Consider the following 21681-nt stretch of genomic DNA (forward strand, 5'->3'; position numbering starts at 1 on the left):
CTTCGCAGTTGGTACGGCTCGCGGCTGGTCCGACAGGCAGGCCTGGCGTTAGCTCGCCCAGGTGATGATATGGTCGGCCCAATCGCCGGCATGTACCTCATGGATCACCTTGCCACGCACCGACTGGCCGGCCTGGTGCATGGCGCTGCGGCTGCCGGTGATAAGCGGATGCCACTCTGGCAGGTTCTGCCCCTCCGCCAGCAGGCGATAGGCGCAGGTGGAGGGCAGCCAGTTGAACTCGGCAATCTTGTCGTGGGTGATCTGCAGGCAGTCCGGCTCTTTTTTAAAGCGGTTGTCGTAGTCGGAGCACTGGCAAGTCTTGGTATTGAGCAGGTTGCAGGCCACGTTGGTGAACACCAGCTCGTCGGTGTCCTCATCGATCAGCTTGTTCAGGCAGCACTTGCCGCAGCCGTCGCACAGGGACTCCCACTCCGTCATGGTCATCTGTTGCAGGCTTTTTACCTGCCAAAAGGGGGCGTTCTGCACGGGTTCACTCTGCTGCATAAAAATGGGCTCACTCAATACACTGACAAGCGCGTGGTTATACGCCCTATGGCCCGATTTTTCAAGGTTGGGGTAACTAGAGATAAGCTGGGCTTTGCGACGCTTTGTACCAACCTACCCCACTGTAGATAGTGGCGGAGCCGACAAAGCCCAAGATAAAATATTCTATTAAATAGCCGAGTCTGTGTTCGCAACACCAAATGGAATATGCACAGATGGTAAAATAGATGATGACTGCAAATGCAACCGTTGGTCATCGAAAAACATGTGTGGCCTTAATACATTTAATACTTTTGATTTTTCTACACCCCCCATAAAGAATGCCTCATTTACAGAAATCCCCCAAGACCGCATGGTATTGATAACTCGTTTATGAGAAGGGGCATTTCTCGCCGTCACAATCGATACTTTAAGCATAGGTAAATAACTTGAATCTTCTTTTTTCTTATCAGATTCAAGTTTTTGTATGTCAGATATACGCTGCAGAAAATTTTTAAGAGGGCCAGGATTATGTGGCACATCAACCAGCTCGGATTCATGAGAGTGAAAATCAGCTAATTGCCCTGAGCTTTTATAAACCCCCTCAGCTTCATCATCCGCAATAACTCCATCAAAGTCGAATGCAATCCTGAGCTCTAGGTCTTCAGTATCATCTTTGATATCACCACTCAAAATTTGACCTGCTGGATAACCTGCAAGCACAGCTTGTCGAACATCTTGATAATTAGCGGATAAAAACAATTCTATATCAAATGCAGGTATGTATATGTAAGGTGATTTACCTTGTAGGAACACCGCTCTAGTTATACCAAGCCCATAATGCTCAATCGAGTTCATTACTCTAAGCCCGGTGTCTGAATCATTTCGAGAAAGTAAGATAACCTCAACTAAAGGATCTTGTGGACATAACGTATTCAGCTTAAGCAAGCGGCGCACAAAAGGAAATGCAACACCTTTGTGCAATGGTTCATCTTGCTTCTCCCGTTGATACTCTCTGTAAGACTCCTCCCCCTTCGTCCTAAATATTTCATCAGAATCTTGGAGATCAAACAGAGCACTAGAAGATAAGCCAACAACTAATCTTTTTGTTAAATCATATGGCACGTTTCACCTTCCTACTTTTTAATTGATGTAATGCTGATCTGATATCATCAATCTTGCATTGATGCTTGACTTGAATCAAGCCAAGATGATTGGCTGCAGCTAGGTGGTTATAAAACTTTTTAATGAAAAAAGCCGCCCATTGGGCGGCTTTTTTATCAGAGATAACAGGCTAACTTACCAGCCGGTCACTTCACGCAGGGCCTTGCCGATATCGGCGAGCGACCGCACGGTTTTCACGCCGGCATCTTCCAGGGCGGCAAATTTCTCGGCCGCGGTGCCTTTACCACCGGCGATGATGGCGCCCGCATGACCCATGCGCTTGCCAGCCGGGGCAGTCACACCCGCGATGTAGGAGACCACCGGCTTGGTGACGTGGGCCTTGATGTAGGCTGCCGCGTCTTCCTCGGCGTTGCCGCCGATCTCGCCGATCATCACGATCGCTTCGGTCTGCGGGTCATTCTGGAACATCTCGAGGATGTCGATGAAGTTGGAACCCGGGATGGGGTCGCCACCGATGCCGACGCAGGTGGACTGGCCGAATCCCTCATCCGTGGTCTGCTTGACCGCTTCATAGGTCAGGGTGCCGGAGCGGGAGACGATGCCCACCTTGCCCGGCTTGTGGATGTGGCCGGGCATGATGCCAATCTTGCACTCACCCGGGGTGATGACACCCGGGCAGTTCGGGCCGATCATCCGCACGCCGGTTTCCTGCAGCTTCACCTTGACGTCCAGCATGTCCAGGGTCGGGATGCCTTCGGTGATGGTGACGATGAGCTTGATGCCGGCATCGATGGCTTCCAGGATGGCGTCCTTGCAGAACGGGGCCGGGACATAGATGACGGAGGCGGTGGCGCCGGTGGCTTCCACGGCGTCACGGACGGTGTTGAACACCGGCAGGCCGAGGTGAGTGGTGCCACCCTTGCCCGGGGAGACGCCGCCGACCATCTGGGTACCGTAGGCAATCGCCTGTTCGGAGTGGAAGGTACCCTGACCGCCGGTAAAGCCCTGGCAGATCACCTTGGTGTCTTTGTTGATCAGAACGCTCATTATTTGGCCTCCGCTGCTTTTACCACTTGTTGAGCTGCGTCAGTCAGACTCGTTGCGGCGATGATATTGAGGCCGCTTTCGGCCAGTTTCTGGGCACCCAGGTCGGCGTTGTTGCCTTCCAGACGCACCACCACGGGCACTTTCACCCCCACTTCCTTGACGGCGCCGATGATGCCTTCCGCGATCATGTCGCAGCGCACGATGCCGCCAAAGATGTTGACCAGCACGGCTTGTACCTTGCTGTCGGAGAGGATGATCTTGAAGGCCTCGGTCACGCGCTCCTTGGTGGCGCCGCCGCCGACGTCCAGGAAGTTGGCCGGGGAACCGCCGTGCAGGTTGACGATGTCCATGGTGCCCATGGCCAGGCCCGCGCCGTTGACCATGCAGCCGATGTTGCCATCGAGCGCCACATAGTTCAGCTCCCACTGGGCGGCGTGCGCTTCGCGGGGGTCATCCTGGGACGGGTCGTGCATCTCGCGCAGCTTGGGCTGACGGTACAGGGCGTTGGCGTCGATGTTGATCTTGCCGTCGAGGCAGTGCAGGTTGCCCTTGTCGGTGATGACCAGGGGGTTGATCTCCAGCAGGGCGAAATCGCAGTCCAGGAACATCTGGCCCAGGCCCATGAAGATCTTGGTGAACTGCTTGATCTGATCGCCGACCAGACCCAGCTTGAAGGCCAGCTCGCGGGCCTGATAAGGCTGCGGGCCTACCAGGGGATCGATGGCAGCCTTGTGAATGAGTTCCGGGGTTTCGTGGGCGACTTTCTCAATCTCCACACCACCTTCGGTGGAAGCCATGAAGACCACGCGGCGAGAGCCACGGTCGACCACGGCGCCCAGGTACAGTTCCTTGGCGATGTCGGTGCAGGACTCCACCAGGATCTTGGTAACCGGCTGACCATTGGCGTCAGTCTGATAGGTCACCAGGTTCTTGCCGAGCCAGTTCTGGGCGAAGGCGCGGATCTCGTCCTTGCTCTTGGCCAGCTTGACGCCGCCCGCCTTGCCGCGGCCACCGGCGTGGACCTGGCACTTGACGACCCAGGTGTTGCCGCCAATCTTGTCGGCCGCTTCGGCCGCTTCCTGCGGGGTAGCACAGGCATAACCTTCGGAGACCGGCAGGCCATACTCGGCAAACAGCTGTTTTGCCTGATATTCATGCAGATTCATAGATGCTCTATCCGTGTTGTAGGTATTTCCGTCCGGGGCTCGTGTTTCTCAATCCCCTGTGAATGGGGGCCTGGGCGGCCCCTCGTTATCTTTCAGTCACGCTTGCTCAGACATCCAGCAGCAGACGGGTCGGGTCTTCCAGCAGCTCCTTGATGGAGACCAGGAAGCCCACCGACTCGCGGCCGTCGATGATGCGGTGATCGTAGGAGAGCGCCAGGTACATCATCGGCAGGATCTCGACCTTGCCGTCGACGGCCATGGGGCGGTCCTGGATCTTGTGCATGCCCAGAATGGCGCTCTGGGGCGGGTTGATGATCGGGGTGGACATCAGGGAGCCGAACACGCCACCGTTGGTGATGGTGAAGTTGCCGCCGGTCAGTTCATCCACGGTCAGCTTGCCGTCACGGCCCTTGCTGGCCAGATCTTTGATGGCCTTCTCGATGTCGGCCAGGCTCATGTTGTCGCAGTCACGCAGCACCGGGGTCACCAGACCACGGGGGGTGGAGACGGCGATGCTGACGTCGAAGTAGTTGTGGTAGACGATGTCGTCACCGTCCAGCGCCGCGTTCACTTCCGGGTAGCGCTTGAGGGATTCCACCACCGCCTTCACGTAGAAGGACATGAAGCCGAGCTTGATGCCGTGCTTCTTCTCGAAGATCTCGCCGTACTGCTTGCGCAGCTTCATGATGGGCGCCATGTTGATCTCGTTGAAGGTGGTCAGCATGGCGGTGGTGTTCTTGGCCTCCAGCAGACGCTCGGCGATGCGCTTGCGCAGACGGGTCATGGGCACACGCTTCTCGGTGCGACCGGCCAGCGGGGCAACCGGTGCGGCAGCCACGGGAGCGGCAGCCACGGGAGCGGCAGCAGTCGGCGCAGCCACAGGAGCCTTGCCCAGATTCTTGATGAAGGCTTCCACGTCTTCCTTGGTGACACGACCACCCTTGCCGGTGCCGGTCAGCTTGGCGACGTCGATGTCGTGCTCGGCCACCATGCGGCGCACGGAAGGGCTAAGGCCATCGGCAGCGTCGTCGGCCACGGCTTCCACCGGCTTCTCGCTGGTCGCTTCACCGGCAACGGGGGCCGGCTTGAGCATGGCGATCAGCTGGCGGGAGAGCACGGTCGCCCCTTCGCTCTGCAGGATGTCGCCCAGTACGCCGGCTTCCGGCGCGGGCACTTCCAGCACGACTTTATCGGTTTCGATGTCAACCAGCACTTCGTCACGGGCAACCAGATCACCCGGTTTCTTGTGCCAGGTCGCGATGGTGGCATCCGCCACTGATTCCGGCAGGTCCGGTACCTTGATCTCGATAGTCATGTAATCAGTTCCTTGTTACTTCTTGGCCAGCAGGCTTGTTCCAGGTCAGAGAGGGTCCCGACACGGGCCCTCTCATCCACAACTCGTTATTCCAGGGTAAGGGCGTCTTCCACCAGGGCTTTTTGCTGCTTGGCGTGGACGGACATGTAACCGACAGCCGGTGAGGCCGAGGCCGGGCGACCGGCATAACGCAGACGGGCATGGCTTGGCAGCACGCTGTCGTAGTGATGACGGGTGCTGTACCAGGCGCCCTGGTTCTGCGGCTCTTCCTGACACCAGACGAAGTCGGTGACATGGCTGTAATCGGCCAGGATGGCGCGCACTTCCTCTTCCGGGAAGGGGTAGAGCTGCTCGATCCGTACCAGGGCCACGTCCTGCTGCTCCGCCTTGCGACGGGCATCGAGCAGGTCGTAGTAGACCTTGCCGGAGCAGAAGACCACGCGCTTGACGCCTTTGGGATCCAGCGCATCGATCTCGCCAATGGCGTTCTGGAAGGTGCCCTCCGCCAGCTCTTCGAGCTTGCTCACCGCCAGCGGGTGGCGCAGCAGGGATTTGGGCGTCATCACGATGAGCGGACGGCGCATGGGGCGTACCACCTGGCGACGCAGCATGTGGAACACCTGCGCCGGGGTGGAGGGCACGCACACCTGCATGTTGTGCTGGGCGCACATCTGCAGGTAACGCTCCAGACGGGCGGAGGAGTGCTCCGGGCCCTGGCCCTCGTAACCGTGGGGCAGCAGCATGGTCAGGCCGCACATCCGGCCCCACTTCTGCTCGCCGGAGGAGAGGAACTGATCCACCACCACCTGGGCGCAGTTGGCGAAGTCACCGAACTGGGCTTCCCAAATGGTGAGACCGGCCGGTTCCGCGCTGGCGTAGCCATATTCAAACGCCAATACCGCGTTCTCGGTCAGCACGGAGTCGTACACCTCGAACGGGCCTTGGCTCTCGTGCAGGTTGCACAGCGGGGTGTAGGTGCTGGCATCGGTCTGGCTGTGCAGCACGGCGTGGCGATGGAAGAAGGTACCGCGGCCGGAGTCTTCCCCGGTAAAGCGAATGCGGGATCCCTTGTCCACCAGGGTGGCGTAGGCCAGGGTCTCGGCAAAGCCCCAGTCCACCAGCTTCTCACCGGCGGCCATCAGGCGACGGTCTTCGTAGATCTTCTCGACCTGGCGTTGCAGCACATGGGTGGCCGGGTACTGGCTGATGCGCTCACCCAGGGCCTTCAGATGATCCATGGGCACAGTGCTGTCATAGGCCATGGCCCAGTCGTGACCCAGATACGGCGTCCAGTCCACGGAGTGCAGCTCCATGGGGCGCCACTCCTTGCTCACCCGCTCGCCCCGATCCAGGGTGTCGCGATAGTCGTTGACTAGCGTGGTGGCCAGCTCCGGCGCGATGGCTCCTTCGGCGATCAGCTGATCGGCGTAGATCTTGCGCGGGGTCGGGTGCTGCTTGATCTTCTGGTACATCAGGGGCTGGGTCGCGCTCGGCTCGTCAGCCTCGTTGTGGCCGTGACGACGGTAGCAGACCAGCTCGATCACCACGTCGCGCTTGAAGGTGTTGCGGTAATCCAGGGCAATCTGGGTCACCAGCACCACGGCTTCCGGGTCATCCCCGTTGACGTGCAGCACAGGGGCCTGCACCGCCTTGGCGATGTCGGTGCAATATTCGGTGGAGCGCAGGTCACGGATATAGGAGGTGGTGAAGCCCACTTGGTTGTTGATGACGATGCGCACCGTGCCGCCCACGCCATAGGCACGGGTCTGGGACATGTTGAAGGTCTCGGCAACGACCCCCTGCCCCGCGATGGCGGAGTCACCGTGGATGGTGATGGGCAGGACGCTGGAGCCGTCCTTGTCACCGCGGCGGTCCATACGGGCACGGACGGAGCCGATGACCACGGGGTTGACGATCTCGAGGTGCGACGGGTTGAAGGCGAGCGCCAGGTGGACGTTGCCGCCCGGGGTGGCGAAGTCGGAGGAGAAGCCCATGTGGTACTTCACGTCCCCTGTGCCCCAGGATTCGCCGTGCTTGCCGGCGAACTCGTCGAACAGGTCCTGGGCGCGCTTGCCCAGTACGTTGATGAGCACGTTGAGGCGACCGCGGTGGGCCATGCCGATGACGGCTTCCTTGCAACCCTGCTCACCGGCGCGGCGAATAAGCTCTTTGAGCATGGGCACCATGGCATCGCCCCCTTCCAGGGAGAAACGCTTGGCCCCCGGGAACTTGGCACCCAGGTATTTTTCCAGCCCTTCGGCGGCGGTCAGGCTCTCGAGGAAGCGGGTCTTCTCTTCGAGGGTATAGTTGCCCTTCCCTTCGATGGATTCCAGCCTGTCTTGCAGCCAGCGCTTCTCCTCGGTGGAGGTGAGGTGCATGTAGTCGGCGCCGATGCTGCCGCAATAGGTCTTCTTGAGCGAGGCATACAGATCGGAGAGCACCATGGTCTCGCGACCGATGGCGTAGGAGCCCACATTGAAGGTGGCCTCCATGTCTGCACCTTGCAGATTGTGGAAGGCCGGGTCCAGCTCGGCGACCGGCTCGCGCTGCCACAGACCCAGGGGGTCCAGGTTGGCGTTCTGGTGACCGCGGAAACGGAAGGCGTTGATCAGTTGCAGTACGCGAACCTGTTTGGCATCCACCTGGGGATCGGAGACGGGAGCGCTGTAACGGGAGGAGTCCTTGGCCAGGCGGCGGAAATAGTCGCGAACCTGGGAGTGGGGTTGTTCTACTGCATGTCCGTTGACCTGGGGCAGCGACTGGAACAGGCTGCGCCATTCGTCGGCAACGGAGTCGGGGTTTTCCAGGAAGGATTCGTACAAATCCTCAATGTAGCTTGCATTCGCACCAGCCAGGTGAGATGACTCCAACCAGGCCTTCATCACGCCGTTATGCATTTCTATCCCTTGTACATCTTGTTCGCTGCACTGCAGCTTGTAGGGTCATAGCCATCCCGGGGCGGGATGGCTATCCAGAGGTCGGGCCCGGCGCAAGGCGCCCTGGCCCCGATACTACACGGCCCGGTTGAGCAACATCGACTTGATCTGACCGATGGCCTTGGTCGGGTTCAAGCCCTTGGGACAGACGTTCACGCAGTTCATGATGCCGTGGCAGCGGAACACGCTGAAGGCGTCATCCAGTTTGCCCAGTCGCTCACTGGCCGCAGTGTCGCGGCTGTCCGCCAGCCAGCGATAGGCGGCGAGCAGGCCGGCCGGACCGATGAACTTGTCCGGGTTCCACCAGAAGGAGGGGCAAGAGGTGGAGCAGCAGGCACAGAGTATGCACTCGTACAGGCCATCCAGCTTGGCGCGCTCTTCGGGGGATTGCAGGTGCTCACGCACGGGCGGCAGTTTTTCGTCGTTGATGAGGAAGGGTTTGACCTTCTCCCACTGGGTGTAGAACTGGGTCATGTCGATCACCAGATCCCGGATCACCGGCAGACCGGGCAAGGGTCGAATGACGACCTTGCTGCCCTTCTTCAAGAGATCCGAGAGCGGCGTGATGCAGGCCAGACCGTTCTTGCCATTCATGTTGAGACCGTCAGATCCACAGACCCCTTCGCGGCAGGAGCGGCGGAAGGCGAGCGTGGGATCCAGCTCCTTGAGCTGGATCAGTGCGTCGAGCACCATCATGTCGGAACCTTCAGGAATATCAAGACGATAATCCTTCATATACGGGACGTTATCAACGTCCGGATTGTATCTGTAGACAGAGAATGTGACGTTCATTGTGCTTGGCTCCGCAATCAGTAAGTCCGGACCTTGGGCGGGAACGCCTCACGGGTCTTGGGTGACATGTTGACAGCGCGACGGGTCATGGACTCGGTGTCCGGATGATAGAGGCTGTGGCACAGCCAGCTCTCATCGTCACGCTCCGGGAAGTCGAAGCGGCTGTGGGCGCCACGACTCTCGGTACGGAAGTTCGCCGCCACCGCGGTGGCATAGGCGGTCTCCATCAGGTTGTCCAGCTCCAGGCACTCGATGCGCTGGGTATTGAACTCCTTGGAGGTGTCGTCCAGACGGGCGTTCTTGAGACGCTCGCGGATGAGTTTCAGCTCGGCCAGCCCTTCTGCCATTGCATCCCCTTCCCGGAACACGGAGAAGTTGTTCTGCATGCAGCGCTGCAGATCCTTGCGGATCTGGGCCGGGTCTTCCCCGTCACGGTTGTTTTCCCAGCGGTTGAAGCGCTCCAGCGCCTTGGCGATATCGGCGTCGGTGGCTTCCACGCCGTGCTCCATCGAGCCAAGGGTCTCCACCAGGTGCATGCCGGCAGCACGACCGAACACAACCAGATCCAGCAGGGAGTTGCCACCCAGACGGTTGGCACCGTGCACGGAGACGCAGGCGATCTCGCCCACCGCGAACAGACCGACCACCGGCACGTCGTTGCCATCTTTGTCCTGGGTCAGGCACTGGCCGTTCACGCTGGTCGGCACGCCGCCCATCATGTAGTGGCAGGTCGGGATGATGGGGATGGGCTCTTTGACCGGATCCACGTGGGCGAAGGTGCGAGATAGCTCGCAGATGCCCGGCAGACGGGATTCCAGCACCTCTTTGCCGAGGTGATCCAGCTTGAGCTTGATGTGCGGGCCCCAGGGACCGTCACAGCCACGGCCTTCGCGGATCTCGATCATGATGGAGCGGGCCACCACGTCGCGACCGGCCAGGTCCTTGGCATTTGGCGCATAACGCTCCATGAAGCGCTCGCCGTCCTTGTTCAGCAGGTAGCCGCCTTCACCACGGCAACCCTCGGTCACCAGTACCCCTGCCCCGGCGATGCCGGTGGGGTGGAACTGCCAGAACTCCATGTCCTGCACGCCGACCCCGGCACGCAGCGCCATGCCGACGCCGTCACCGGTGTTGATGTGGGCGTTGGTGGTGGACTGGTAGATGCGACCGGCGCCGCCGGTGGCGAGCACGGTGGCCTTGGCCTTGAAGTAGACGACCTCGCCACTCTCCATGTCGATGGCGGTACAGCCGACGATATGGCCATCCTGGTTCTTCACCAGATCCAGGGCATACCACTCGGAGAAGACGGTGGTCTTGTTCTTGACGTTTTGTTGATACAGGGTGTGCAGCAGGGCGTGACCGGTACGGTCGGCTGCCGCCGCGGTGCGGGCAGCCTGCTCGCCGCCGAAGTTTTTGGACTGACCGCCGAACGGACGCTGGTAGACGGTACCGTTGTCAAAGCGGGAGAAAGGCAAGCCCATGTTCTCCAGCTCATAGATGGCCTCGGGGCCGGTCTTGCACATGTATTCGATGGCTTCCTGATCACCGATATAATCGGAGCCCTTGACGGTGTCGTACATGTGCCACTGCCAGTTGTCGTCGTGGGCATTGCCCAGGGCGACCGTGATCCCGCCCTGGGCGGAGACCGTGTGGGAACGGGTCGGGAAAACCTTGGATAACAGGGCGCAGCTCTTGCCGGACTGGGCAATCTGCAGCGCGGCGCGCATACCGGCGCCACCGGCACCGATCACGACCGCATCAAATTCACGAGTTGGAATAGTCACCTTACACACCCCACAGCACGACGAAACCAGTCATCACATAGACAAACAGCACCACCACCAGCACAAACTGCAGCGCACCGCGCAGTCCGACCGGCTTGATATAGTCGGTCAGCACCTGCCACAGACCGATCCAGGCGTGGATCAAGACGCATACGAGCGTCAGCAGGGTGAAGACCTTGGTGAAGGTGTTGGAGAAGAAACCGGTCCACACCTCGTAGGTGATGTCGTTGAACGCGACAAAGCCAACCAGATAGAGGACGTAGCACGTCATGATGAGGGCGGTGGCGCGGATCAGGATGTAATCATGAACACCGCTGCGCCCGAAAGTTGCAGAATTGGTTACCATACCAGTACCCCCGCCAATACCGCCAAAACCGCGGTGATCACGAAGGCCACACGGGCACTCTGATTACCGGATTCCAGCTCTTCCCAATAGCCCATGTCCATGACCAGGTGCCGCAGACCGCCCACGATGTGGTAAGCCAGCGCGGTCAGGATCCCCCACAGCACGAACTTGACCAGGAAGTTGTCCATGATGGCAACGACCGATTCAAATCCTTCGGGAGAGGCGAGTGAAGTACCAAGCATCCACAGCAAGATGGCCAGTGCCACAAAGGTGATGACCCCTGAGACACGATGCAAGATGGAAGCGATGGCGGTGACAGGAAAGCTGATCGTCTGTAGGTCGAGGTTTACAGGTCTCTGTTTGTTTTTCACGGCTTTGCCCACTCAGCTCCATTGAGCACGTTAGTTATTGTTTTCACACGCTTTGAGGGCGAGGAGTGGCATTTGCTAGGTTTTTGTTACCAAAACAACTCAGGAAAGCCAAAAATAACATTTTCGATATCACATCTGGCTTTGCGAAAGCGTTTCAAACACCGACGACCATCACCCACGTGGCGCAGTATATCGGCGGCCTTAACCAATGACAATCAAATAGCTACACAGAAAATCCAAAACCGTAAACCAGATCTCACAACAGCTTTAACAAGTCATTAATGATCATCCAGCAAAATTGACAAAGACATGGTTCTCTGGTTCAAATAAGGCGCTCCAGCCGCCGTGGTACGGGTAAGAACCTTTGCCAGCGTCATAACAGTCGTAATAAAGTAGGGCTGGAACCAAATTATAAAAGAGCAAAGGAGACGTGCTATGGCTGATAAGATAGCCACCCTACATCTGCCCGGAAAAGAGCCGGTTGAATTGCCGATCCTCTCCGGTACCGTTGGACCCGATGTGATCGATGTCAGAAAGCTGGGCACGCAAGGATATTTCACCTTCGACCCCGGTTTCATGGCCACCGGTTCTTGCAAATCATCTATCACCTACATCGATGGCGACCAGGGTGTCTTGCTGCACCGCGGTTACCCCATCGCCCAGTTGGCCACCCAGGCCAGCTACCTCGAAGTCTGCTACATCCTGCTGTACGGCGAGGCCCCCACCAAGACCCAATATGCGGAATTTGAACGTCTGGTCACCCGCCACACCATGGTGCACGAGCAGATCGCCTTCTTCTTCCGCGGCTTCCGCCGCGACGCCCACCCCATGGCCGTCATGTGCGGCGTGGTCAGCGCGCTGTCCGCTTTCTATCACGACGCCCTCGACATCAACAACGAGGAGCATCGCGAGATCTGTGCCTTCCGTCTGCTCTCCAAGATGCCGACCCTGGCCGCCATGTGTTACAAGTACTCCATCGGTCAGCCCTTCATGCAGCCGCGCAACGCCCTCTCCTATGCAGGCAACTTCCTGCACATGATGTTTGGCGTGCCGACCGAAGAGTACAAGGTCAACCCCATCGTCGAGCGCGCCATGGACCGCATTTTCACCCTGCATGCGGACCATGAGCAAAACGCCTCCACCTCCACCGTGCGTCTGGCCGGTTCTTCCGGTGCCAACCCGTTTGCCTGTATCGCCGCGGGGATCGCCTCCCTGTGGGGCCCGGCCCACGGTGGTGCCAACGAAGCCTGCCTCAAGATGCTCGAAGAGATTGGCTCCGTGGATCGCATCCCCGAGTACATCGGCCGCGCCAAGGACAAGAACGATCCGTTCCGTCTGATGGGCTTCGGTCACCGGGTCTACAAGAACCACGATCCCCGTGCCACCGTGATGCGTGAAACCTGCCACGAGGTGCTTACCGAGCTGCAGATCAAGGATCCGCTGCTGGACGTGGCCATGGAGCTGGAACGCATCGCGCTGTCCGACCCCTACTTCATCGAGAAGAAGCTCTACCCGAACGTGGACTTCTACTCCGGCATCATCATGAAGGCCATCGGCATCCCCATGTCCATGTTCACCGTGATCTTCGCCATCTCCCGTACCATCGGCTGGATTGCCCACTGGAACGAGATGCATTCGGACCCGGATCAGAAGATCGGCCGTCCCCGTCAGCTCTACACCGGTCAGCCCCTGCGCGAATTCGTGCCCCTCGACCAGCGCTGAGCCCGATCTGTCATGGTTTGTTACAAAGGCGGTCATTGACCGCCTTTTCTTTTGCAGGTTTAATCGCGCCCTTTTACGCCAAGGACACTCATCATGAAATCTCCCCTGCTCCTCAGCTCCGCCCTCCTGCTCAGCGCCTGCCAGAGCGCCCCGACCACCGAAACCCTCTATATCCAGGACAAACTGGCAGACTGCGTCGGCGTCGCCCCCATGAAGTGCATGCAGGTACGTAGTCAGCCAGGCGAGAGCTGGAGCCTCTTCTATCAGCAGATCGAAGGCTTCACCTTCGAGCCGGGCTACCGCTACCAGCTGGAAGTGACCAAGGAGCAACTTGCCGATGTGCCGGCCGATGCCCCTTCCTTGCGCTACCAGCTGGTCAAGGTCGTGAGCAAGGAACCGGTTCGCTGACGAGTCGCTGACAGGTGACCCGGTTTCGTTTGTGTGCTCTCTGGGGTATGCTGTCACCCCTTTTTGCCACGGTTTGAGTACGGACCCGACCCGCATCATGATCACGATCCGCACCATCCGCACGCCAGACTGGCCCGCCATCATGGCCATCCAGCACGAGTGTTATCACCAGTTCGAACCAGAGCCCCTCGAGGTGATGCAGAACAAAACCGAGCTGGCCCCCGCCTCCTGCTGGGTGGCCGAGCGTCAGGGCAAGGTGCTGGGTTACCTGCTCTGCCACCCCTGGCGTGCCCACCAGCCCCCGCCCCTCTCGGTGCCGATGAAGGCGCTGGCCGGTCACGACGAGTTCTATCTGCACGATCTCGCTGTCTCGAGCAAGGCACGCGGCCTGGGTGTCGGACAGCGGCTGCTGGCAAGGGCGCTCGCTTTCGCGAGCCATGCTGGATATCGCCATGCAGGCTTGGTGGCGGTTCAGGATGCCCCCGCCTTCTGGCGCAAGCAGGGGTTTGTGCCCGCCGACACCGGCAAATCGCTGGTGGAGTATGGTGACGGGGCGGTCTATATGCGGTTGCCCCTGGCAGACAACGGTCCAGAACCGAGAACCATCAGCAGAGTTCAATAAAAAGAGTTCAATAAAAAAGGCGCCTTTCGGCGCCTTTTTCTATGTCGTCAATCCGGTGAGCATCAAGCCTTGAACTTGCTGAACACCAGAGAGGCGTTGGTACCGCCAAAGCCGAAGCTGTTGGACATGACGGTATTGAGGTCGGCCGCTTCGTATTCACGCACGATGGGCAGGCCCACGGCCTTCTCGTCCAGATTCTCGATGTTGATGCTGGGGGCGATGAAGCCGTGTTCCATCATCAGCAGGGAGTAGACGGCCTCGTGCACGCCGGCGGCGCCCAGGGCATGGCCGGTCATCGCCTTGGTGGCGGAGAGCTTGGGGGCATTGCTGCCAAACAGGGTCTGAATGGCTTCCAGCTCCTTGGTGTCACCAACCGGAGTAGAGGTACCGTGAGTGTTGATGTAGTCCACCTTGCCGACACCCTGCATCGCCATCTTCATGCAACGCACGGCGCCTTCACCGCTCGGGGCCACCATGTCGTAGCCGTCGGAGGTCGCACCGTAACCGGTGATTTCGGCGTAGATGTGGGCACCACGGGCCAGGGCGTGTTCCAGCTCCTCGACCACCAGAATGCCGCCACCACCGGAGATGACGAAGCCGTCGCGGTCCGCATCATAGGTGCGGGACGCTTTTTCCGGGTTGTCGTTGTACTTGGTGGAGAGCGCGCCCATGGCGTCGAACTGGATGGTGGAAGACCAGTCCAGCTCCTCGCCGCCACCGGCAAAGATGATGTCCTGCTTGCCAAGCTGGATCAGTTCCAGGGCGTGACCGATGCAATGGGCAGAGGTCGCACAGGCGGAGCTGATGGTGTAGTTGACACCCTTGATCTTGAACGGGGTGGCAAGACAGGCGGAGGTGGTGGAGGACATGGTACGCGGCACCATGTAGGGACCCACCCGCTTGACGCCCTTTTCACGGGCGATATCAGCAGATTCGGAGGTGTTCTTGCCGGAGGCGCCGCCGGAACCGGTCACGATGCCGGTACGCTCGTTGGAGACCATCTCTTCCGGCAGGCCGGCATCTTCGATGGCCTGCTGCATGGAGAGGTAGGCGTAGGCCGCGGCGTCACCCATGAAACGCATGACTTTACGGTCGATCAGTTCAGACGGATCGAGTTTGATGTTACCCCAGACACGGCTGCGCAGGTTGTACTGCTCGAACTGCTCGGAATAGGTGATGCCGGATTTACCTGCTTTCAGGGAGGCCAGCACCTCTTCCTTGTTGTTGCCGATACTGGAGATGACGCCGATACCGGTGATCACTGCTCTTCTCATTAATTCATCTCGTCTGGAAAAACTGGCACCGAGTCTACCCGCTTTCGGCTGCCAAACTGGTCTGCTTTCACGTAGAATGCCCGCGATTTTGTGACGCGAGCCGAGGAAAACGTGAGTCAAACATCCTTACATCATGCCCGATTGGACTGGAACGAAGCGGGAACTCCAGTCTCCAGTGAGTTCGGGGATGTGTACTTTTCCAATGATAACGGTCTAAGTGAAACCCGCTACGTCTTTTTGCAGCAAAATCGACTGCCAGAGCGATTTTCGCACCACGATAGTGACAGTTTCGTGATTGGTGAAACAGGTTTCGGTACAGGACTTAACTTTCTGGCCACAATGGCCGCCTTTCTGGAACAGGCCCCCCTGTCCGGCAACGGATCCCGGCTGCACTTCATCAGCGTCGAGAAATACCCTCTTACCCAGGCCGATCTGCGCAAGGCCCTGGCCGCCTGGCCCGAGCTTGCCCCCTTGAGCCAGCCTCTCATCGACCAGTGGCCGTTGCCGGTCTCCGGCTGCCATCGCCTGCTCTTTGCCGATGGCCGCATCCGCCTCGACCTCTGGTTTGGCGACATCAAGGAGATGCTGCCCCAGGTGCCCCATCCGGCAACCGGTCTGGTGGACGCCTGGTATCTGGACGGTTTCTCCCCTGCCAAGAACCCAGAGATGTGGACCCAGGATCTCTTCGACGATCTCGCTCGCCTCGCCCGCCCCGATGCCACCCTCTCGACCTTTACCTGCGCCGGTTTCGTGCGACGGGGGCTGATTGCCGCCGGCTTTGCCATGAAGAAGGTGAAGGGCCATGGCAGCAAGCGGGAGATGCTGGCGGGTGTTCGGGAAGGCAAAGTGCCGCAGCAGAGCATCGCCCCCTGGTATGCCCGCCCCGCAGGGCGGGAAGGAGAGGTGCTCATCATTGGTGGCGGCATCGCTTCCGCCATGACGGCGCTCTCTCTGGTGGAGCGGGGTCGGCACGTCACCTTGCTGTGCGAAGATGGCGAACCGGCCAGCGGCGCCTCCGGCAATCGACAAGGAGCCCTCTACCCCCTGCTCAACGGCGAGCACGATGCCCTGTCGCGCTTCTATTCGCTGGCCTTTGGCTTTGCCAGAAACCGGCTGCTGGCCCTGGCAAAGCACCACCCCGTCGCCTTCTCTCTGTGTGGTGTCACCCAACTCGGCTACGACGACAAATCCGCCGCCAAGCTTGCCAAGATGAGCCAGGGCCCCTTCCCCCCCGAGCTGATGCACCCACTCTCGGCAACGGAGGTTGAGCAAGTGGTCGGCCTGCCCTGCGATGCGGATGGCGTGAGCTATCCCCTGGGGGGCTGGCTCTGTCCGGCGGATCTCACCCGCGCCGCCATCAGGGAGGCGCAGGCCAGCGGGCGGCTGGAAGTGGTGTTCAATGCCGCTGTGACCCGCATTGCCGAAGAGGCCGATGGCTGGCACCTGGAGAGCCGGGATGGCCGCCAGTGGTGTGCCCCCAATCTGGTGGTGGCAGCCGGGCATCAGTTGCCAGCCCTGCTCCCCTTTGCCGAGCTGCCGCTCTATCCGGTGCGCGGCCAAGTGAGCCATGTGCCGACCACGGCTGGCTTGAGCCAGCTCAAGACCGTGCTCTGCTACGATGGCTACCTCACACCGGCCCACAACGGCGCGCACTGCATCGGGGCCAGCTATGGCCGCAACCAGACCGATCTAGCTTACCGCACCGACGAGCAGGAGCAGAACAGGGCGCGGCTGCAAGCCTGTGTGCCCCATCAGCGCTGGCCTGCCGAGGTGGATGTGAGCGGTGCTCAGGCCCGCATCGGGGTGCGCTGCGCCAGCCGGGATCACCTGCCGGTCGCCGGGCCCGTCGCCCGGTTGGCGGCGCTGGCGGATCATGACGTCAACGCCCCCGCGGATCAGCAGAGCCCACTACCCCTACACGCCGGCCTCTACGTGCTGGGGGCACTCGGCTCCCGGGGTCTGTGCTCGGCGCCCCTGTGCGGCGAGCTGCTGGCCAGCGAGATCTGCGGCGAGCCCCTGCCGCTGGCGGCCGATCTGCTGGAGGCGCTCCACCCCGCCCGCTACTGGGTGCGAAGACTGCGCAGGGGCAAACCGCTGCGCGACTAGTCACCCAGGAGCCGGGGCTGCCCGCCTCCACGCCATTGGGCACACCAACAAAAAACGGGCTCAATCAGCCCGTTTTTTATGTTTCCCATGAGCGGCCATGGGCCTGTACACGTGTTATCAGCCAGCCCTGGGCCAGACGACCCCCAGCTTGCGCCCCTGATCGGTCTGGCTGGCCAGGATGTCGAACCGCGCCCGGGTGGCTTCCAGCACCGCCTGCCCTGCCTGCCAGCCCTGATGCTCCAGAGTTGGGCAATCCCGGGTCACCGGCAACTGGGCGAGGCGCGTGCCAAGCTGGCTCACGCTCTCCAGCAGGATGTCCTTGTGACGGCTCTCGTAGTCAAACATGGCGGCCACCAGCTTGTCCCACTTCTGGCGCTCCTTCGCGGGCGCACGGGCCTTGTCCATCCAGTTGGGCACCCTGACCTGGATGCGGGCACGAACGCTGGCCTGCTCCAGCTCGCAGCGTGTCGCCGTCGCCTTCGTCTGCAACTGCCAGGAGAGCTGATAGCTGGCCTTGCCGATGTGCCCGTCCGCCTGGGTGGGCGACAAGGCGGTGATCTGGCGCATCACGGCCCCCACATCGGCCCCGGAGACCCGATAGAACTGGAAGTCGACCTTGATATCGGGGGCGACCTTCACACCGGCATAGTGGGAAGGTACAGCACCGATTGAGGCGGCATAAATGAGGGCCACCGTCACCCCTGTCTTGCTGAAGAGTCCCATCTGTCCGCGGCTTTGCTCCTTGTGAGTCCCGGCTTAATTTCAATTAATAATCAATGAATTAATAACCCGATTGGGAGATTACCCCTGATCCAGCCCCCTGTCATCCGCTCTTGGCACCCGGTTGCTGCAAACGTGCGAGTCATCACCCCGGCTCAGGCGGGGATTTGCAGTCGAGATCACAAGCTGCCATCGAACGGATGGTGAAATACTCCTTAGTGGGTAATATCCGCAGTGTTTTTGTTGGCCGATGCCGGATAGTCCAGCGCAACCCTCTGGTGAGCCCTGGCAGGCCACCCCCTCACTTCAACTCTTAGGAAGGTTTTATGATAGAACTCCTGATCGGCACCCTGGTCACCCTGGCCGTGGGTCGCTACATCTTCAAGGGCTACTCCGCCACCGGGGTACTGCTCAGCGGCGGCCTGCTGCTGCTGGCGATCACCGCCCTGATGGGCAAGGCGGTGCTGCCGGCGAGCGTCCCCTCCACCGGCCACATGGCCACCGACATCTTCGAATACGTGCGCTTCCTGCTGGTCGACAGGGGGGGTGGCCTCGGCATGCTCATCATGGTGCTGTGCGGCTTTGCCGGCTACATGAGCCACATCGGCGCCAACACCATACTGGTGAAGCTCGCGAGCAAACCCCTCGGTGTCATCAAGTCCCCCTACATCCTGCTGGTGGCCGCCTATCTGGTCGCCTGCGCCATGTCGCTGGCGGTGAGCTCCGCAACCGGCCTCGGGGTTCTGCTGATGGCCACCCTCTTCCCGCTGATGGTCAACATGGGGATCTCCCGTGGCGCGGCAGCGGCGGTGTGCGCCTCGCCGGCCGCCATCATCCTCTCCCCCACCTCGGGGGACGTGGTGATGGCAGCCCAGGCCGCGAACATGGAGCTCATCGAGTTTGCATTCAAGCTGACCCTGCCCATTTCCCTGGTGGCCATCGCCGCCATGGCGGTGACCCACTTCTTCTGGCAACGTTATCTTGATCAGAAGGCCGGGGAGCACAACGCCGCGGTCGCCCCGAGCGATCTCGTCACCGACGCCCCCGGCTTCTACGCCATCCTGCCCTTCACCCCCATCATCGGTGTGCTGCTGTTTGACGGCAAACTGGGGCCCAAGCTCGACATCGTCACCATCATCGTCATCTGCCTGGTGCTGGCCGCCCTGCTGGAGCTGGTGCGCAAGCGCAACGGCCGCGAGCTGCTGGACGGGCTGCAGGTGTGCTGGCGCAACATGGCCGACGCTTTCGCCGGCGTGGTGATGCTGCTGGTGGGTGCCGGGGTCTTTGCCCAGGGTCTGATGGGACTCGGTTTCATCGCCAACCTCCTGGATCTGGCTCAGAGCTTCGGTACCGGCGGCATCGTCATCATGCTGGTGCTGGTGGTCATCACCACCCTGGCGGCCTTCACCACGGGTTCCGGCAACGCCCCCTTCTACGCCTTCGTGGAGCTCATCCCCCATTTGGCCACCAGCCTCGGCGTCAACCCGGCCTATCTGGTGATCCCCATGCTGCAGGCATCCAACCTCGGCCGCACCATCTCGCCGGTCTCCGGGGTGGTGGTCGCCTGTGCGGGGATGGGCAATCTCTCTCCGTTCGAGGTGGTCAAACGTACCTCGCTGCCGGTGGCCGTCGGCCTGCTGGTGGTGATCCTCGCCACCCAGATCATGGTTCCCGCCTGACTCTTTACCGGCCCGGCTGCCGCCGGGCTGGTATCCCCCCCACCCCATGCAGTAGACTCGGTGCTCTTTTTTCCTAAGGAGGACCGAGCCTTGAGTATGACGGTTCAACTTGCCCACTTCAGCGACTGCCACTCCCATTTCGATGGCGCCCCCATGCGCTTCTCCCCCGATGGCGAGTCCGAATGGCGCACCCAGTGCGGCGGCTATGGCCGCATCCTGACCCGGCTCACCGCCCTGCGCCAACAGGCCGAGGCAGCCGGCCAGACCTGCCTGCTGCTGCATGGCGGCGATACCTTCCAGGGGTCACTTTACTTCAACCGCTTCAAAGGGCGGGCCAATGCGGACCTGCTGGCCCTCTTGCGACCGGATGCCATGGTGATCGGCAACCACGAATTCGATCTGGGCAACGGGCCGCTGGTGGAGTTTTTGCGCCAGCTCGATTTCCCGGTGCTCGCCGCCAACATCGACAACCGTCAGGAGCCCGCCGATGCCCCGCTGCGGCTGCAGGGGCTGCCGCAGCTGTTTGACGCGAGCCGCCCCTGGCACAAGCGCGTCATCGACGACGTGCCCTTCGCCCTGCTCGGCATCACGCTGCCGCAGATGGCCGCCATCGCGAGCCCCGATCACCACACCCGTTTCCACGGTATCGAAGAGACCTTGAGCCGTGCCCTCGGCGAGATCAAGGCCGCCGGCATCCAGCACATCATCCTGCTCAGCCACCTGGGTCTGGCGCAGGACAAGCGACTGGCGACCCGCTTCCCTGAGCTCAGCCTCATCGTCGGCGGGCACACCCACAGCCTGCTGGGGGATCTGGCGCCGCTCGGGCTCGACAGCGAAGGCAGCTATCCCCTCATGGTGAACGGGGTGGCCATCCTGCACGCCGCCCACAGCGCCCTCTGTCTCGGGGTGTGCGAACTCACCTTCGACGAGCAGGGACGCGTGTGCCAAAGCCGCGGCCAGCTGGAGTGGTTACCCTGGGATCCCTGGCCCTTTGCTTCCCCGCCTCCTGCGGGGCTGCACTTCTGCGAACCGGCCCCCGAGCTCGAGCAGCATCTGGCCAGACGCTATCGCCCCGAGCTCGAAACCATGACCCGGCGCGTGGTGACCCGGCTCGCCGATCCGCTCCATCACCAGCGCCTGCCCGATGCCAGCCTGCCCGCTGGCAGCCAGGTCGCCCCCCTGGTAGCGAGCGCCATGTTGGCCAGTGCCCGCGAACAGGTGGGTCAGGTGGACTTTGCCCTGCACAACGCCGGGGGCGTACGCTGCTCCCTCGAGCCCGGCCCCCTGACCGAAGCAGATGTTGCCGGACGCCTGCTGCCCTTTGCCATTCCCCTCACCCTCTACCGGGTGCACGGCCATGAACTGGCCGAGGCGCTGGAGGGGGCCATCGACAACGCCACCAACAACGGGGTGACGGGCAATGGCAGCGGCAGCTTCCCCTATACCGCCGGGGTGCGCTTCTGCTATCAGGCCGACAGGCCCAAAGGGGAGAGGGTCACTCGCCTGGAATGGGAAGCCAGCCCGGATCAGTGGCAGCACGTCGAGCCGGATGCCATCTATCGCGGGGTCTCCAGTGCCTATACCGCCTCCGGCAAGGAGGGCTACACGGCCCTTGCCCGCACCCTGACCCAGCACAATCAGGAGCTCGGCATCACCCTGGCGGATGCCTTCCTGCGCTGGGCACGCCACCTGCCGGAACTCAGCCCTCTGCCGGCCCTGGTGGAGTATCACGGCCAGTGAATCTGACACCGGCCCATCCCGGGTCGGTGCCGCCTTTTCGCCGCA

At 61.0% G+C, this 21681-nt stretch carries 18 protein-coding genes; 6 read left to right on the plus strand and 12 right to left on the minus strand.

Features of this window, described 5'->3' with window-relative positions; genetic code table 11:
- Positions 1-48: 48 nt before the first annotated feature.
- The 10 genes from HKD46_RS01555 to sdhC all read right to left on the minus strand — a co-directional run bounded on the left by HKD46_RS01555 (position 49) and on the right by sdhC (position 11377).
- Entirely contained in the window at positions 49-504 is a 456-nt protein-coding gene (locus HKD46_RS01555; RefSeq protein ID WP_171864810.1) for a YcgN family cysteine cluster protein, read from the minus strand.
- Between the two features lie 168 nt (positions 505-672).
- A complete protein-coding gene (locus tag HKD46_RS01560) occupies positions 673-1608 on the minus strand; it encodes a 5'-nucleotidase (RefSeq protein WP_171864811.1) in 936 nt (311 codons plus the stop codon).
- Positions 1609-1782: 174 nt separating this feature from the next.
- Positions 1783-2655 carry a succinate--CoA ligase subunit alpha gene (sucD, locus tag HKD46_RS01565; RefSeq protein WP_005300222.1) on the minus strand — a complete coding sequence of 291 codons (873 nt, stop codon included), beginning with the start codon at positions 2653-2655 and terminating at the stop codon, positions 1783-1785.
- A complete protein-coding gene (sucC, locus tag HKD46_RS01570) occupies positions 2655-3821 on the minus strand; it encodes an ADP-forming succinate--CoA ligase subunit beta (RefSeq protein WP_171864812.1) in 1167 nt (388 codons plus the stop codon). Before sucC ends, sucD begins: the two co-directional genes overlap by 1 nt.
- A gap of 106 nt (positions 3822-3927) precedes the next feature.
- Entirely contained in the window at positions 3928-5136 is a 1209-nt protein-coding gene (gene odhB, locus HKD46_RS01575; RefSeq protein WP_171864813.1) for a 2-oxoglutarate dehydrogenase complex dihydrolipoyllysine-residue succinyltransferase, read from the minus strand.
- Positions 5137-5222: 86 nt separating this feature from the next.
- Complete coding sequence (gene sucA / locus HKD46_RS01580; RefSeq protein ID WP_052816295.1) at positions 5223-8033, minus strand: 2-oxoglutarate dehydrogenase E1 component; 2811 nt, start codon at positions 8031-8033, stop codon at positions 5223-5225.
- Positions 8034-8147: 114 nt separating this feature from the next.
- Positions 8148-8864 carry a succinate dehydrogenase iron-sulfur subunit gene (locus HKD46_RS01585; RefSeq protein ID WP_171864814.1) on the minus strand — a complete coding sequence of 239 codons (717 nt, stop codon included), beginning with the start codon at positions 8862-8864 and terminating at the stop codon, positions 8148-8150.
- Positions 8865-8881: 17 nt separating this feature from the next.
- Positions 8882-10648 (minus strand): succinate dehydrogenase flavoprotein subunit, encoded by a 1767-nt coding sequence (gene sdhA / locus HKD46_RS01590; RefSeq protein ID WP_029314421.1) that lies wholly within the window; start codon positions 10646-10648, stop codon positions 8882-8884.
- Position 10649: 1 nt separating this feature from the next.
- Entirely contained in the window at positions 10650-10994 is a 345-nt protein-coding gene (gene sdhD / locus HKD46_RS01595; protein ID WP_010674495.1) for a succinate dehydrogenase, hydrophobic membrane anchor protein, read from the minus strand.
- Positions 10988-11377, minus strand: a complete 390-nt coding sequence (gene sdhC / locus HKD46_RS01600) for a succinate dehydrogenase cytochrome b556 subunit (RefSeq protein WP_029314418.1) — start codon at positions 11375-11377, stop codon at positions 10988-10990. Before sdhC ends, sdhD begins: the two co-directional genes overlap by 7 nt.
- Before the next feature lie 423 nt (positions 11378-11800).
- Between sdhC and HKD46_RS01605 the strand changes: the two genes are divergently transcribed.
- The 3 genes from HKD46_RS01605 to HKD46_RS01615 all read left to right on the plus strand — a co-directional run bounded on the left by HKD46_RS01605 (position 11801) and on the right by HKD46_RS01615 (position 14117).
- Positions 11801-13087, plus strand: coding sequence for a citrate synthase (locus HKD46_RS01605; protein ID WP_010674492.1), 1287 nt, complete (start codon positions 11801-11803; stop codon positions 13085-13087).
- A gap of 93 nt (positions 13088-13180) precedes the next feature.
- Positions 13181-13495, plus strand: a complete 315-nt coding sequence (locus HKD46_RS01610) for a DUF4377 domain-containing protein (RefSeq protein ID WP_010674491.1) — start codon at positions 13181-13183, stop codon at positions 13493-13495.
- Between the two features lie 97 nt (positions 13496-13592).
- Positions 13593-14117 carry a GNAT family N-acetyltransferase gene (locus HKD46_RS01615; protein ID WP_139737317.1) on the plus strand — a complete coding sequence of 175 codons (525 nt, stop codon included), beginning with the start codon at positions 13593-13595 and terminating at the stop codon, positions 14115-14117.
- Positions 14118-14179: 62 nt separating this feature from the next.
- Here the strand turns inward: HKD46_RS01615 and fabB are convergent, their stop codons facing one another.
- Complete coding sequence (fabB, locus tag HKD46_RS01620) at positions 14180-15391, minus strand: beta-ketoacyl-ACP synthase I (protein WP_029314417.1); 1212 nt, start codon at positions 15389-15391, stop codon at positions 14180-14182.
- 90 nt (positions 15392-15481) lie between these two features.
- Between fabB and mnmC the strand changes: the two genes are divergently transcribed.
- Positions 15482-17497 carry a bifunctional tRNA (5-methylaminomethyl-2-thiouridine)(34)-methyltransferase MnmD/FAD-dependent 5-carboxymethylaminomethyl-2-thiouridine(34) oxidoreductase MnmC gene (mnmC, locus tag HKD46_RS01625; protein ID WP_171864815.1) on the plus strand — a complete coding sequence of 672 codons (2016 nt, stop codon included), beginning with the start codon at positions 15482-15484 and terminating at the stop codon, positions 17495-17497.
- 117 nt (positions 17498-17614) lie between these two features.
- Here mnmC and HKD46_RS01630 read toward each other — a convergent pair whose 3' ends face one another.
- Positions 17615-18220, minus strand: a complete 606-nt coding sequence (locus HKD46_RS01630) for a DUF922 domain-containing protein (protein WP_124814311.1) — start codon at positions 18218-18220, stop codon at positions 17615-17617.
- 323 nt (positions 18221-18543) lie between these two features.
- Here HKD46_RS01630 and dcuC point away from each other — a divergent pair, with 323 nt between their 5' ends.
- Together dcuC and HKD46_RS01640 are read left to right on the plus strand one after the other, a co-directional pair.
- Positions 18544-19896 carry an anaerobic C4-dicarboxylate transporter DcuC gene (gene dcuC, locus HKD46_RS01635; protein WP_010674486.1) on the plus strand — a complete coding sequence of 451 codons (1353 nt, stop codon included), beginning with the start codon at positions 18544-18546 and terminating at the stop codon, positions 19894-19896.
- Positions 19897-19986: 90 nt separating this feature from the next.
- Positions 19987-21636 carry a bifunctional UDP-sugar hydrolase/5'-nucleotidase gene (locus tag HKD46_RS01640; protein ID WP_171864816.1) on the plus strand — a complete coding sequence of 550 codons (1650 nt, stop codon included), beginning with the start codon at positions 19987-19989 and terminating at the stop codon, positions 21634-21636.
- Positions 21637-21681 lie beyond the last annotated feature (45 nt).

This window comes from Aeromonas sp. TW 6, assembly GCF_013168745.1.
In the GTDB taxonomy this organism is placed as follows: Bacteria; Pseudomonadota; Gammaproteobacteria; order Enterobacterales; family Aeromonadaceae; genus Aeromonas; species Aeromonas caviae.